General features: G+C 61.5%; 12 protein-coding genes and 1 tRNA gene. 8 read left to right on the top strand and 5 right to left on the bottom strand.

Going from position 1 to position 13,465, the window contains the following annotated elements; translation table 11 throughout:
* Positions 1 to 23: 23 nt before the first annotated feature.
* Positions 24 to 108, bottom strand: a tRNA-Leu gene (locus BM160_RS07715).
* A 303-nt stretch (positions 109 to 411) separates the two neighbouring features.
* Between BM160_RS07715 and rnr the strand changes: the two genes are divergently transcribed.
* Positions 412 to 2,733: a ribonuclease R gene (gene rnr, locus BM160_RS07720; RefSeq protein WP_092003206.1), complete on the top strand. Its 2,322-nt coding sequence runs from the start codon at positions 412 to 414 to the stop codon at positions 2,731 to 2,733.
* 54 nt (positions 2,734 to 2,787) lie between these two features.
* Positions 2,788 to 3,354: a YggT family protein gene (locus BM160_RS07725; RefSeq protein ID WP_092003040.1), complete on the top strand. Its 567-nt coding sequence runs from the start codon at positions 2,788 to 2,790 to the stop codon at positions 3,352 to 3,354.
* A gap of 110 nt (positions 3,355 to 3,464) precedes the next feature.
* Here BM160_RS07725 and BM160_RS07730 read toward each other — a convergent pair whose 3' ends face one another.
* The 4 genes from BM160_RS07730 to BM160_RS07745 form a co-directional block, all read right to left on the bottom strand.
* The gene (locus BM160_RS07730; RefSeq protein ID WP_092003042.1) at positions 3,465 to 5,006 is read right to left on the bottom strand and encodes an NAD(P)H-hydrate dehydratase; all 1,542 of its coding nucleotides are present in this window, start codon (positions 5,004 to 5,006) and stop codon (positions 3,465 to 3,467) included.
* A gap of 117 nt (positions 5,007 to 5,123) precedes the next feature.
* Complete coding sequence (lysM, locus tag BM160_RS07735; protein ID WP_092003045.1) at positions 5,124 to 5,627, bottom strand: peptidoglycan-binding protein LysM; 504 nt, start codon at positions 5,625 to 5,627, stop codon at positions 5,124 to 5,126.
* An 84-nt stretch (positions 5,628 to 5,711) separates the two neighbouring features.
* Entirely contained in the window at positions 5,712 to 6,971 is a 1,260-nt protein-coding gene (locus tag BM160_RS07740) for a D-amino acid dehydrogenase (RefSeq protein ID WP_092003209.1), read from the bottom strand.
* 108 nt (positions 6,972 to 7,079) lie between these two features.
* Entirely contained in the window at positions 7,080 to 8,477 is a 1,398-nt protein-coding gene (locus BM160_RS07745) for an amidase (protein ID WP_092003048.1), read from the bottom strand.
* 153 nt (positions 8,478 to 8,630) lie between these two features.
* Here BM160_RS07745 and rpsB point away from each other — a divergent pair, with 153 nt between their 5' ends.
* The 6 genes from rpsB to BM160_RS07775 all read left to right on the top strand — a co-directional run bounded on the left by rpsB (position 8,631) and on the right by BM160_RS07775 (position 13,449).
* A complete protein-coding gene (gene rpsB, locus BM160_RS07750; protein WP_092003051.1) occupies positions 8,631 to 9,383 on the top strand; it encodes a 30S ribosomal protein S2 in 753 nt (250 codons plus the stop codon).
* 125 nt (positions 9,384 to 9,508) lie between these two features.
* Positions 9,509 to 10,423 carry a translation elongation factor Ts gene (gene tsf / locus BM160_RS07755; RefSeq protein WP_092003053.1) on the top strand — a complete coding sequence of 305 codons (915 nt, stop codon included), beginning with the start codon at positions 9,509 to 9,511 and terminating at the stop codon, positions 10,421 to 10,423.
* A 63-nt stretch (positions 10,424 to 10,486) separates the two neighbouring features.
* The gene (pyrH, locus tag BM160_RS07760; RefSeq protein ID WP_092003056.1) at positions 10,487 to 11,197 is read left to right on the top strand and encodes a UMP kinase; all 711 of its coding nucleotides are present in this window, start codon (positions 10,487 to 10,489) and stop codon (positions 11,195 to 11,197) included.
* A gap of 88 nt (positions 11,198 to 11,285) precedes the next feature.
* The gene (frr, locus tag BM160_RS07765) at positions 11,286 to 11,846 is read left to right on the top strand and encodes a ribosome recycling factor (RefSeq protein WP_092003059.1); all 561 of its coding nucleotides are present in this window, start codon (positions 11,286 to 11,288) and stop codon (positions 11,844 to 11,846) included.
* 32 nt (positions 11,847 to 11,878) lie between these two features.
* Positions 11,879 to 12,619 carry a polyprenyl diphosphate synthase gene (gene uppS / locus BM160_RS07770; RefSeq protein WP_092003062.1) on the top strand — a complete coding sequence of 247 codons (741 nt, stop codon included), beginning with the start codon at positions 11,879 to 11,881 and terminating at the stop codon, positions 12,617 to 12,619.
* Positions 12,619 to 13,449, top strand: a complete 831-nt coding sequence (locus BM160_RS07775) for a phosphatidate cytidylyltransferase (RefSeq protein ID WP_092003065.1) — start codon at positions 12,619 to 12,621, stop codon at positions 13,447 to 13,449. Before uppS ends, BM160_RS07775 begins: the two co-directional genes overlap by 1 nt.
* Positions 13,450 to 13,465: the final 16 nt, after the last annotated feature.

Below are 13,465 nucleotides of genomic sequence, written 5' to 3' on the forward strand. Positions count from 1 at the left end.
TTCACAGAGGCCTTTTATTTTTTTGGTGCCCGGGAGAGAACTCGAATCTCCACATCTTGCGATACACGGACCTGAACCGTGCGCGTCTACCAATTCCGCCACCCGGGCATGTATGCAGTTTACCATTAGCGGAGCGCCTTTTCAGGGAGGTCTGCTCTAATTTCCATATTTCTTGCAGAATTTCAATGCGACGTGATGGCATTCGCTGATTCTTCGGTGACTTCGCCTGGTGATTCCGGCCTGCATGAAGGATCGCGTCAAGGAGCGACACATGGTTTTCATGGATCGCGGCTAATATCTGTTCCAGTATGCTCCTGCAAAACTGCATCCCGGCGGGCCAATCCCCTATATTCAAGTCCGTGCATCAACAACGTGTTGTTGTTCCCGGCATCTGACGAAAAGAGACCTCTTATCAAAACAACTCATCAAACCTCAGGCACCTCGTCCGGACTACTCGCCGAATTCGAGGGCACCGTTTCAGGCCATCGCGATGGCCATGGTTTTGTGTTGCGCGACGACGGCGAGGCTGACATCTACCTGCCGCCCAACGAAATGCGTGCCGTGCTGCACAAGGACCGCGTCAAGGCGCGCATCGTGCGGCATGACCGCAAAAACCGACCCGAAGGCCGCGTCACCGAAATCATCGAGCGCTCATCCAACCCCATCATTGGCCGCTTGCTGCAGGAAAGTGGCGTCTGGCTGGTCGCCCCCGAAGACAAGCGCTACGGCCAGGATGTGCTGATTCCCAAGGGCGGTATTGGCGCGGCCAAGCCCGGGCAGATTGTGGTGGTTCAACTGACCGAGCCGCCGGCCCTGTTTGGCCAGCCCGTGGGCCGAGTCAAGGAAGTGCTGGGCGAGATGGATGACCCGGGCATGGAAATTGAAATCGCCGTGCGCAAATATGGCGTGCCGCATGAGTTCAGCGAAGCTGCCCTGGCCCTGGCCCGCACTTTGCCAGACGCAGTACGTCCGGCTGACAAAAAGCAACGCGTAGACCTGACCGATGTCCCCCTGGTCACGATTGACGGCGAAGACGCCCGCGATTTCGATGATGCCGTCTATTGCGAGCCCGCCAAGGTGGGGCGCGGCAAGGGCTGGCGCCTGCTGGTCGCCATTGCCGATGTCAGTCATTACGTGGAAACCGGTAGCGCCATCGATATTGATGCCTACGACCGGGCCACCAGCGTGTATTTTCCGCGCCGCGTGATCCCCATGCTGCCGGAAAAACTCTCCAACGGCCTGTGCTCGCTCAACCCCAATGTAGAGCGTCTGTGCATGGTCTGCGACATGCTGGTCAACGCCAAGGGTGAGGTTCATGCCTACCAGTTTTACCCGGCCGTGATGCTCAGCCAAGCCCGTTTTACCTATACCGAGGTGGCCGCCATTTTGGCCAACACACGTGGCCCGGAGGCCGCGCAGCGCAAGGCGCTGGTGCCGAATTTGCTGGACTTGCATGATGTTTACCAGGCCTTGCTCAAGGGCCGGGGCGTCCGCGGTGCCGTTGATTTCGAAACCACCGAAACCCAGATCGTCTGTGACGAAGTGGGACGCATTGAGAAAATCGTGCCGCGTACCCGCAACGTGGCGCACCGCCTGATCGAAGAAGCCATGCTGGCCGCCAATGTCTGTTCGGCCGACTTCATTGCGCAGAGCAAGCATGTGGGTCTGTTTCGCGTGCACGAGGGCCCGACGCCCGAAAAAAATGAGATGCTGCGCAATTACCTCAAGGCGATAGGCTTGGGGATGACCATTAGCGACGAGCCAACGCCGGGTGAGTTCCAGCAGATTGCCATGGCCACCAAGGACAGGCCGGATGCGCAGCAAATTCATTCGATGCTGCTGCGCTCCATGCAACAGGCGATTTACACGCCCATGAATAACGGCCATTTTGGCCTGGCCTACGAGGCCTACACCCACTTCACCAGTCCCATCCGCCGTTATCCCGACTTGCTGGTGCATCGCGTCATCAAGGCGATCCTGAACAAGAAAAAATATCAGTTGCCTGTCCTGCCCACGCCGGGCGAGGCCGAGGCCAAGCTGTCCAAGCGGCTGGCTGCCCGAGTAAAGAGTCCGGATGAGAAGCCCCAAAAGGCGACGCCAGATCAACTGGCCTGGCAGGCAGCCGGCCTGCACTGCAGCGCCAACGAGCGCCGGGCCGATGAAGCCAGTCGCGATGTGGAAGCCTGGCTCAAGTGCAAATACATGCACGAACATTTGGGCGAGGAGTTTGGCGGCGTGGTAACGGCTGCCACCGGCTTCGGCATCTTTGTGACGCTGGACGCCATGTATGTGGAGGGCCTGGTGCACATCACCGAGCTTGGGGGTGAATATTTCCGTTTTGACGAAGCGCGTCAGGAACTGCGCGGCGAGCGCAGCGGCCTTCGCTATGCCATTGGCACGCGGGTCCGGGTGCAGGTCAGCCGGGTTGACCTGGATGGCCGGAAAATTGACTTTCGTCTGGTGCACGAGGGCGAGGACAAGGCGGCCGGCGTGCTGAGCCGTGCCAAAAGGGACAAGGCCGGTGGCTCTGCCGTTGAATTGCCAGTCCACGAGGGCCGCGCCGCGCGTCGTGCCGAAGGCAAGGGGGCGGGCAAGCACGCCAAGTCGCATGCCGGCAGCCGTGCTGTCGGTGTTGACAATGCTGCTAAATCGCTGGCTCGGCCCGCTAAGGCCGCGGCCAAGAAATCAGCCGGCAAACCCGATCGCAAGCCAGGCAAAAAGCCGCGTCGCTAGGATGCTCATGACGCCTCTTTTTCAACTCTTGGCGGTGCGCCTGTTCGGAACGTTATGCTGATCCAGATTCTTGGCTTTTTGCTTGAGACGGTTTTCTTTTTGCTGATTGCATCAGCGCTGCTGCGAGCCTGGATGAACTGGGTGCGCATCAATATGGTGGCGCAGCCCGGCAGTTTTGTGATGGCCTTGACCGATTGGCTGGTCAAGCCGCTACGTCGGATTTTGCCCAAATCCCTGGCCCGGTCACGACTGGATTGGGCCAGCGTGCTGGCCGCCGCCTTGTTGGCGCTGGCCTATGCCTTGCTGTGGTGGCTGTTGTTCGGCCTGTTGCTGGGCGCTGCCAACTTCATGGGTTCTTCGCCCGTGGCTTGGCTGGGCGTGCTGGCTTTTGCCCTGAAGATGCTGGTTCGGGTGACGCTGCAAACCTTGTTCATCCTGGTGTTGGGCTATGCCCTGATGTCCTGGATTCAACCTGGCTCGCCGGCTTACGGCTTGCTGGGGCGCTTGACCGAGCCCTTGCTGACGCCGTTGCGGCGCGTGATTCCGACGGTGGGCGGCGTCGATCTGTCGGCACTGGTGCTGCTGCTGGTGCTGCAGATCGGCATGATGGTGCTGGCTTAGAGCCGCAAACAAAACCCTCCTGGCGTCGTTGTGCCGCCTTGCCGTGCTGCAGCACTGTCTGCGGCCACACGCCTAGCCAGGACCGCTGCGCTGGGTTTTGATGGCGGCTCTTAACGGCGCTGTGACTCGGCCAGCGCTGACGCCGTCAGCGCCTGGCCGGGGCGCTCGCTGGCCCATTCATCGGCGATGCGGCCATGGGCAAACACCGCAGCGCAGGCCGCCTCAAAATCACTCAGGCCGCTGGCCAGATAGGCTCCCAGCATGCCCGCCAGCACATCGCCGGTGCCTGCCGTGGCCAGCAGGGCATTGCCCGAGGCATTGATCATGTCGGGCTGGCCCGGGGCGGCGATGACACTGCCCGAACCCTTGAGTACCACCACGCACTGAAAGCGCTCGGCCAACTGCCGGGCGAACGTCAGGCGGTCGGCCTGCACCGCGGTGCTGGTCACGCCAGCCAGGCGCGCGGCTTCCAGCGGGTGGGGTGTCAGCACCGTGCTGTAGCCGCGGCCCTGGCGGGCTAGTAGTTGGGCTTGCAGCTGCGGGTCTGTGGCGATGGCATTGAGCGCGTCCGCGTCCAGCACGGCGCGCGGCGCCGTGGACAGCACTTTGGCGAGCACGCTGCGGATCGCGTCGCCGCCGCCACAGCCGCAGACCACGACTTGCTGCTGCAGGTCCAGCGCCGCCGGGCTGCGGAACATCAGCTCGGCTTGCGTCGTATCGACGGTGAGCCCGGCATCGCCCAGCAAGGCGACAAAGACCCGGCCCGCGCCCGCATGCAGTGCCGCGCGGGCGGCCAACAGCGCCGCCCCCGTCATGTGGCTGCTGCCGGCAGACTGGCCACCCAGCACGGCCACATCGCCAAACGTGCCTTTGTGGCTGGCGTGAGGGGCGCTGGTACGTGGTGGCTGGCCCGCGCGGTCTGCGCCCAGCAGCCAGGCGCTGGGGGCGACGCTGCTGACGGGCTGGACGTCCAGATCATCCAGCCAGACCTGGCCCGCGCAGTCCCGGCCGCTGGCCGTGAACAGGCCTGGCTTGAGGCTCAGCAGGCTTAAGGTAAAAGTGGCTGCAGCGCTTGATGGATGGGTGCTGGCAGCTATTGATTTGGTAGTATTTCCCAGGTTGAAGCAACCTGTGTCGGCATCCAGTCCGGTCGGCACATCCACCGCCAGCCGAGGAGCAGGGCTGGCCTGCATCAGCGCCAGCCATTGCAGCATCAGCGCCGTGCCGGAGCGTCTGGGGTCCAGCCTGCCGCCAATGCCCAGCAGCGCATCAATGCAAAAGTCAAACCCTTGCGGCGGATGCGCTGCCACGGCAACGCCGGCGGCCAGGGCTCTTTGGCGCGCCGCCTCGGCGTCCGGCGGCAAGCTGCTTGGGCCGGCGGACGAGCCGGTCCAGGTCACGACCACGGTTTTGCCTAGCCTATGCAGCTGCAGCGCCGCCTCGAAGCCATCGCCGCCGTTGTTGCCAGGCCCGCAGGCCACCCAGATGTGCTGGGCGTGGGGTGCCAGCGCCAGGGTCAGCCTGGCCACGGCCAGCCCGGCACGCTGCATCAGCGTATGCGGCGCCAGGCTGGCGGCAGCCTGCAGCTCAAGCTGGCGGGTGGCGGCCACGCTATACAGCGGCTGGCTGAAATTGCTGGAGATTCTTTGCATGGCCTGATTGTGGTTTGTTATGGCGCTTTCGGCTGATCTTGATCTGTATGAGGGGTTGGGCGCAGGCGTAAAAAAGCCCGGTGAACCGGGCTTTCAGTCAGGTGCCGCGCAGCGGTTTCAGGCCTCGGCCGGAATTCGCAGCAGCTGGCCCGGGTAAATCTTGTCCGGGTGCGTCAGCATGGGCTGGTTGGCTTCAAATATCAGCGTGTATTTGTTGGGCGTGCCGTAGAACTGCTTGCTGATCTTGGACAGGTTGTCACCGCTGATCACCGCGTACCATTGTGATTCAGGCGTGCTGTCGGCCACGGTCATCATGTCATTGACGGCCACCACATTGGCCACGTTGCCGCAGCACAGCAATACTTTTTCCTTGGTCGCCTGGTCGGGCGCCACGCCAGCGACGGTGACGGTCGCGCTGGACCCGTCGAAGCTGACGGCGAGTGCGTCGACGTTCAGCTTCATGCTGATGATGTAGTTGCTGATGGCATCCCCTGCGGCCTGGTTCAGGGCTGCCAGATTTTCTGGCGTGGGGCTGGCGGCGGCGGCTTCCTGGGCTGCCTTGGCTTCGCCTCGCCCGAACAGCTTTTCGCCGGCCTCTTTGATGAAACTGAACATACCCATGAGAACTCCAATCGGAAGTTAGAAGTTGAGTGCCTGGTACAAAATGCCCCGGGCGCTTTCACTATACCGGTTCGCCATGGCAGCTCAAGCCAGGCGGCCCAGACCCAGGCCTTCCATGTCGATGTCGGTAGGCCGGCCCGCCATCAGGTCGGCCAGTGCCCGTGCGCTGCCGCAGCTCAGGGCCCAGCCGCTGGCGCCGTGGCCAAGATTGAGCCACAGACCGGTGCGTCCGCTGCTGCCTATGAGGGGCGGGCCGTCGGGCAGCATGGGCCGCGCGCCTTTCCAGAGCTGCGCGTTGCCCTGGCGGCTGGAGCGCTGTGCCGCGCCTGGAAACCAATCCTGCAAGACCTTGTACAGCGTCTGGATGGCGCTGGCGCTGCGGCTTTCCAGCGAGCCACCGATTTCGGCGCCGCCAGCCACGCGCACGCGATGGCCCAGGCGGGAAATGCTCACCTTGTAGCGTTCGTCCATCAGGGCGCTGCAGGGGGCATTCAGGGGATCGCGAATCTGCGCGGTGAGCGAGTAGCCATACACGGCGACCAGGGGGAGCTTTAAACCCAGCGGCCTGAGGAGTTCGGCCGAAGCCTGGCCGGCGCACAAAACCACTTGATCGAAGTGTCGCGGCGAGGCTTCGCCTGCTATTAAAAAGCTAGCTGGTTGCGCCCTGTCCATTTGGGCTACGGCCTTGTTGAACTCGAAACTCACGCCCAGGCGCTGGGCTTCGTTCTTGAGCAGCAGTGCAAACTGCCGGCAGTTCGCCACGCCATCGTCGGGCAGGTGCACGGCGCCATGCAAGGCGGTGTCGGGGCTGAGCGCCGGCTCGATCTGGCGGGCTTCTTCGGCGCTGATCTGCCGAAAACTCACGCCGGCATCGCTCAGCACTTGCAGGCTGGGAGTGATCTGGCGGCTGTCTTTTTCGGAGCGCAGCAAGACCATGTAGCCGGGACTGCATTCGTAGTCCAGCTCCAGCTCGGTGCTCAGTTGCTGCAACCGGTTGCGGCTGTAATGCGCCAGGCGCTGCATCCGGGCGCGGTTGGCCAGATGGGTTTCAAGCTGGCAGGCGCGTCGCCATTGCCATAGCCAGGCCAGTTCGCGGCCTGACAGCGGCAGGCTCAGCGTGACCGGCACGTGGCGGCTGAACAGCTGGCCCAGCACCTTGCCCGGCATGCCGGGTGCGGCCCAGGGGGTGATGTAGCCGGGCGCAACCACGCCGGCATTGGCGAAACTGCCTTCTTCGGCGGCGGCGCTGCGGCGTTCAAAGACGGTGACTTCGTGGCCGTCTGCGGCCAGCTCGTAGGCGGTGGTGATGCCGATGATGCCGGCACCAATAACGGCAACCTTCATGCGCCAGTGCCCGGTAAAGCGGCGCGGCGCGGACATTGAAAAAACGGGTAAGGCATTATTTTTATAAGTAAAACAGGCGGCTAGCCCAATACCATAGGGCGCAATGCGCTACTCTTTTTGTAGTGACTGGGTGAGCGCCGCTTCGACCTGGAGCGCCAGGTCAAGCAGCGCATCGTCGTGCAGCGCGGCTTGCCAGAGCATCAGGCCTACCGGCAGCTGATCGGGGGTGTGGCAGGGCAGGGAGATCGCGCAGCCGTCCAGCATGTTAACCACCGCCGTGTTGCGCAGCAACAAGCCATTGATGCGAAAAAATTCATCATCATCTTTCAGTACGCTGGCAATCGAGGGCGCCACGATGGGCACGGTGGGCGAGAGTATGGCGTCAAAGCCGTTCAGGCGGGTTTCCATGCGGGCTATCCAGGCCTGGCGCGCCGCCAGCAGGTCGATGTAGTCGGCGGCGCTCATGCGGGCGCCGCGCAAAATGCGCTGCGCCACCCGCGGGTCGTACTGGGTCTGGTGCTCGGCGATCAGGGTGCGGTGCCAGGCATGGCTCTGGGCGGCCGACAAGCCGCCGCTGGCGTTGATGGCGGCCAACTCGCCGATTTCCTCCAGCGCAATTTCTTCAATGCGCGCGCCGGCCTGGCGCAGCACCCGCAGGCTGCGTTCGAAGGCCTTGCTCACGGTGCCGCTCAGCCCGTCCTGCATTTGCGTGCGCGCCACGGCCAGGCGGCAGGCGCTTAGCGGCTTGCCGGTGAGTTGTACGCTGCGCGCCGCCAGCACTTCGTGCACCGTGATGGCGTCGCGGACCGAGCGCGTCAGGGCGCAGACGGTGTCAAGGCTACTCGACAGCGGCACGGTGCCTGTGGTCGGCACCAGGCGCGCCGTGCTTTTAAAACCAACGATGCCGCACAGCGCGGCCGGGATGCGGATGGAGCCGCCGGTGTCCGAGCCCAGGCCGACCAGGGCCGCGCCGGTGGCCACCGACACCGCGGCGCCCGACGACGAGCCGCCAGGAATGCGGCCTTCGGAGCGACCCGCAGGAATGGCCGCGACGGGCTCGGCCGGGTTGACGGGCGTGCCGTAGTGCGGGTTGAGGCCGACGCCGGAAAAGGCGAACTCCACCATATTGGTGCGGCCGGCGAAGGCCGCCCCGGCCGCTCGCAGCCGTGCCACGGCGGGGCAATCTGCCTTGGCTGGCGCCGCGCCTGCCAGCACGGTGGAGCCGGCGGCCGTGGTTTGGCCGGCCACGTCAAACAAATCCTTGATGGAAACGGAAATCCCAGCCAAAGGCAAGGCCGGGTCGCCAAAGACGCTGGTGGGCGGCGCTTCGGGCTCCAGGGCGCCTAGCAACGGGCTTTCGGCTGAGCCGGGCATGAAGACGTGGCGACAGGCTTCGCTTTGAGCGATGCTGCTCGCTTGCTCAAAAATTTCCTGGAGGTGGGTTTGGCCGGCAAGAAGGGACTGGCGGGTCGCGTGAAGATCGCTTGGGGAGTGCTGCTGGCTCATGAGGAGGGGCGGGAGGGTGTTATACTCGATTGGCTTTGCGAATGACGATTTAGTTGTTGGCAAGGCAATTCGCAAATCAACCATTCAAGGTGTCGCCCGGGAATTCTTCCGGGGGATAAGCGTTGATTTTAGACACAACCTTTGGAGTTTTATATGTCGACAAATATGCGTGAAATGCTGGAAGCTGGCGTCCACTTTGGTCACCAGACCCGCTTCTGGAACCCCAAGATGGCTCCATACATCTTCGGCCACCGCAACCGTATTCACATCATCAACCTGGAAAAATCGCTGCCGATGTTCCAGGACGCGATGAAGTTCGCCAAGCAATTGACCGCCAATCGCGGCACCATCTTGATGGTGGGCACCAAGCGCACGGCTCGCGAGACCGTGGCCATGGAAGCCAAGCGCGCCGGCGTGCCTTACGTTGACCAGCGCTGGTTGGGCGGCATGCTGACCAACTTCAAGACGGTCAAGACCTCGATCAAGCGTCTGAAAGAGATGAAGGCCCAGCAAGAAGCCGGCCTGGATTCCATCAGCAAGAAAGAGCAGCTGACCTTCAAGCGCGAAATCGAAAAGCTGGAAAAAGACATCGGCGGCATTCAGGACATGAATGCATTGCCAGACGCCATTTTCGTGATCGATGTGGGCTTCCACAAAATCGCGATTCTGGAAGCCAAGAAGCTGGGTATCCCGCTGATCGGTGTGGTCGACTCCAATCATTCGCCTATCGGCATTGACTATGTCATCCCCGGTAACGATGACTCGTCCAAGGCTGTGGCCCTGTACGCTCGCGGTATCGCCGATGCGATCCTGGAAGGCCGTGCCAGCGCCATGAACGAAGTCGTCAAGGCTGTTTCGGCTGAAGGTTCCGACGAATTTGTGGAAGTGGATAACGCCGCTGCCTGATAGTTTCGGCGCTGCGCCAGACGCGAAAAAGGGGCTCGCGTAGCCCCTTTTTCACAAGTTAACGATATGAAAGATGCGTAACGCTAGCGCATCTTGAAGTCAACACGACAAACGGAGAATCAAAAATGGCAATTACTGCAAGCATGGTCGCTGAACTGCGCGCCAAGACCGACGCCCCCATGATGGAGTGCAAGAAGGCACTGACCGAGGCCGAAGGCAACTTTGAAAAAGCCGAAGAAATTTTGCGAGTGAAACTCGGTAGCAAGGCCGGCAAGGCTGCTTCCCGCGTGACCGCTGAAGGCGTTGTGACGCTGGCTCGCGAAGGCGATGTCGCCGCGCTGGTCGAAATCAACTGCGAAACCGACTTCGTGACGAAGAACGACAGCTTCCTGGCTTTTGCCAATGCAGTCGCTGAAAGCATCGTTAAGCACAATCCCGCCGATGTGGAGGCCGTTGGTGGCCTGCCGCTGGCCATGGAAGGTTTTGGCCCGACGCTGGAAGACGTGCGCAAGGGTCTGATCGGCAAGATCGGCGAGAACATGAGCATTCGTCGCTTCAAGCGTTTCGCTGGCGGCTCTGTGGCTTCTTACTTGCACGGCACGCGTATCGGCGTGGTCGTTGAGTTTGAGGGCGACGAAGCGGCAGCCAAAGATGTGGCCATGCATGTGGCAGCGATGAAGCCTGTGGCTCTGTCCAGCGCCGACGTGCCTGCTGAGCTGGTCGCCAAAGAGCGTTCGGTGGCAGCTGCAAAGGCGGCTGAAGATGCTGCCGTGGCGCAAGCTGCTGGCAAGCCGGTTCAGTCCGATGAAATCGTTGCCAAGCGCATCGAAGGCGGCGTTCAGAAGTACCTGAAGGAAGTCAGCCTGAACAACCAGACCTTTGTCAAGAACGACAAGCAAACGGTTGAGCAAATGCTTAAAGAAAAGGCCACCAAGGTCAAGTCCTTCACGCTGTTCGTGGTGGGCGAGGGCATTGAGAAAAAGGTCGACGACTTCGCTGCCGAAGTTGCCGCCCAGGTCGCCGCAGCCAAGTCTGCGTAAGCATTTCAGTCCAGCCGGAAGGCCGCTAAACTTCACAACCAACACAACCACGAAAGCTCTCACATGCCAGCCTACAAGCGGATCTTGTTAAAACTGTCAGGTGAGGCCTTGATGGGGGATGATGCCTTTGGCATCAACCGCGCCACCATTGTGCGCATGGTGGAAGAAATCGCCGAGGTCACCCGCATGGGTGTCGAGGTGGCGGTGGTGATTGGCGGCGGCAACATCTTTCGTGGTGTGGCCGGTGGTTCTGTCGGTATGGACCGGGCCACGGCCGATTACATGGGCATGCTGGCCACCGTGATGAATGCGCTGGCCCTGGGTGACACCATGGACAAGGCCGGGCTGATTGCCCGTGTCATGTCGGCCATCGCCATCGAGCGCGTGGTCGAGCCTTATGTCCGGCCCAAGGCCCTGCAGTATCTGGAAGAGGGCAAGGTCGTTATTTTTGCGGCTGGCACTGGCAATCCTTTCTTCACCACCGACACGGCTGCAGCCTTGCGCGGCGCTGAAATCGGTGCCGAAATCGTCCTCAAGGCGACCAAGGTAGATGGCGTGTACAGCGCAGATCCCAAGAAGGATCCGACGGCCACGCGCTATACCAGCATTACTTTTGATGAAGCCATGGGCCGCAATCTCGAGGTCATGGATGCGACAGCGTTTGCGTTGTGCCGTGACCAGAAGCTACCGCTCAAGGTCTTTAGCATTTTCAAGCATGGTGCGCTCAAGCGCGTGGTGCAGGGCGAGGACGAGGGAACCCTGGTTCACGTCTGAGTTGGCCACGAGGCCCCTGTCTTGGCACGGGGCCGCATCTTGTGCAAGGCAGGCATTTCTTTGCACCAAATCATCAGGAGATTCGACCATGAGTATTGTTGAGATCAAGCAGCAGGCGACGCAAAAAATGCAGCAGTCGATCGATTCGTTCAAGAACGGGTTGACAAAGATTCGCACGGGTCGCGCCAACCCCGGGTTGCTGGATACCGTGCAGGTGGACTATTACGGCTCCATGGTGCCCATCAGCCAGGTGGCCAATGTGGCACTGCTGGATGCGCGCACCATCAGCGTCTCGCCTTGGGAAAAAGGCATGGGCGCCAAAATCGAAAAGGCGATTCGCGACTCTGATCTGGGTCTGAATCCGGCCTCTCAGGGCGACCTGATCCGCGTCCCCATGCCGGCCATGACAGAGGAGCGCCGCAAGGAGCTCACCAAGGTGGTTCGCTCCGAGGGCGAGCATGCCAAGGTGGCGATTCGAAACCTGCGTCGTGATGCCAATGACGGCATCAAGAAGCTGGTCAAGGACAAGCTGGCGTCCGAAGATGACGAGCGCCGTTCGCAGGACGAGATCCAGAAGTTTACGGATCGTTTCATTGCTGAGGTGGACAAACTGGTCGCCAGCAAGGAACAAGACATCATGGCGGTTTGAGAAAACTGCCGCGCCGCTGGCCTGAATAGACCATGGCCACTACAACTCCCATCGTTCCTAAGCATGTTGCCATCGTCATGGATGGCAACGGCCGTTGGGCCACCAAGCGCTATTTGCCTCGTATTGCCGGTCATAAGCAAGGAGTCGATGCGCTCAATCGCTGCGTCCGGGCTTGCCTGGAGCGCGGCATTGCTGTCCTGACGGTGTTCGCGTTTTCCTCCGAAAACTGGAATCGACCCTCCGATGAGGTGTCTGGCTTGATGGATCTGCTGCTGCTATCCCTGTCGCGCGAAGTGTCCAGTCTGAGCGGCAATGGTGTTCGGCTTCATTTTGTCGGCGATCGCTTGCGGTTTTCCGAAAAAGTGCAGCGCGGCTTGATGCAGGCCGAACGTAGTACCGCCGCTAACCAGCGCTTGGTTTTAAATATCTGCTTCAACTACGGCGGACGCTGGGATATCGCCCAGGCGGCACAAAAGCTGGCCAGCCAGGGCGAGGCCATCACCGAGTTGTCGCTGGACCGGGCCATGGCCTTGGCGCATGTGCCTGACCCCGATTTGCTGATTCGTACCGGTGGTGAATTGCGCATCAGCAATTTCCTGCTTTGGCAGCTGGCCTATTCGGAGCTGTATTTCTCCGACAAGCTGTGGCCCGAATTTGACGATAGCGAACTGGATGCCGCAATTGCGGTGTTCCGCACCCGCGAGCGCCGCTTTGGTCAGACTTCGGCCCAGGTGGCGGGGCCTGACAACAACCCAAACTCCAAGGTTGCCTGATGCTTAAACAGCGCGTGATAACGGCCGTCGTATTGCTGGCGATTTTGTTGCCAGCCTTGTTTTACAAGACTCCCATGCCTTTCACCGCTCTGGCTTTGCTGCTGATGGCTGCGGGCGCCTGGGAATGGGGTCGCCTGAATAGCCTTGGGTCCATGGGCTCGGTCGGGCTTGCAGCGGTTTGCGTGCTGGCCTGCGGCCTGTCCTGGTACGCCGGCCTGCTTGAAAAGCCGCTACCTTTGCTCTGGGCCGTGGCCGGTGTGGTCTGGGTGCTGGCCGGTGGCTGGCTGCTGCGCAATGGCGTGGCTGGCTGGCCGCGCATCCCAAAAATCTTGCGCTTGCTGGGCGGCCTGCTGGTGTTGTGGCTGGCCTGGCTGGCCGTGGCGCAGGCCCGTGTGATCGGCGTGCAATTCTTGCTGTCGCTGCTGCTGCTGGTCTGGGTGGCCGATATTTTTGCCTATTTTGCCGGGCGCGCTTTCGGCGGTCGACTCAGCAAGGGCAAGCTGGCGCCCTCCATCAGCCCTGGCAAAAGCTGGGAAGGGGTATGGGGCGGGATGGCTGGTGTGCTGCTGCTGTCGCTGAGCTGGGTGGTTTTGGGCGGTGAAACGCTTTACAGCCGGCTGGCCCAGCACCATGGCATGGTCGTGATGCTGTTGGCGGTTGTCTTTCTGGCTGCCATGAGTGTAGTGGGCGATCTGGTCGAGTCGCTGATCAAGCGCAGTGCAGGGGTGAAGGACTCCAGCGGCCTGTTGCCCGGTCATGGCGGGGTGCTGGATCGGGTGGATGCTTTGCTGCCTACCTTGCCGCTGGCCATGATGCTGGCTTCTTTTTAGTTTTTTCTGGGGTTAT

Origin of the sequence: Polaromonas sp. OV174, assembly GCF_900112285.1 — a bacterium.
In the GTDB taxonomy this organism is placed as follows: domain Bacteria; phylum Pseudomonadota; class Gammaproteobacteria; order Burkholderiales; family Burkholderiaceae_C; genus Polaromonas.

Coding starts and splice junctions, on each gene's coding strand:
- pyrH (WP_092003056.1), top strand. CDS start 10,487: ATGCCAGCCTACAAGCGGATCTTGTTAAAACTGTCAGGTGAGGCCTTG.
- BM160_RS07775 (WP_092003065.1), top strand. CDS start 12,619: ATGCTTAAACAGCGCGTGATAACGGCCGTCGTATTGCTGGCGATTTTG.
- rpsB (WP_092003051.1), top strand. CDS start 8,631: ATGTCGACAAATATGCGTGAAATGCTGGAAGCTGGCGTCCACTTTGGT.
- uppS (WP_092003062.1), top strand. CDS start 11,879: ATGGCCACTACAACTCCCATCGTTCCTAAGCATGTTGCCATCGTCATG.
- BM160_RS07740 (WP_092003209.1), bottom strand. CDS start 6,971: ATGAAGGTTGCCGTTATTGGTGCCGGCATCATCGGCATCACCACCGCC.
- BM160_RS07730 (WP_092003042.1), bottom strand. CDS start 5,006: ATGCAAAGAATCTCCAGCAATTTCAGCCAGCCGCTGTATAGCGTGGCC.
- BM160_RS07725 (WP_092003040.1), top strand. CDS start 2,788: ATGCTGATCCAGATTCTTGGCTTTTTGCTTGAGACGGTTTTCTTTTTG.
- lysM (WP_092003045.1), bottom strand. CDS start 5,627: ATGGGTATGTTCAGTTTCATCAAAGAGGCCGGCGAAAAGCTGTTCGGG.
- frr (WP_092003059.1), top strand. CDS start 11,286: ATGAGTATTGTTGAGATCAAGCAGCAGGCGACGCAAAAAATGCAGCAG.
- tsf (WP_092003053.1), top strand. CDS start 9,509: ATGGCAATTACTGCAAGCATGGTCGCTGAACTGCGCGCCAAGACCGAC.
- BM160_RS07745 (WP_092003048.1), bottom strand. CDS start 8,477: ATGAGCCAGCAGCACTCCCCAAGCGATCTTCACGCGACCCGCCAGTCC.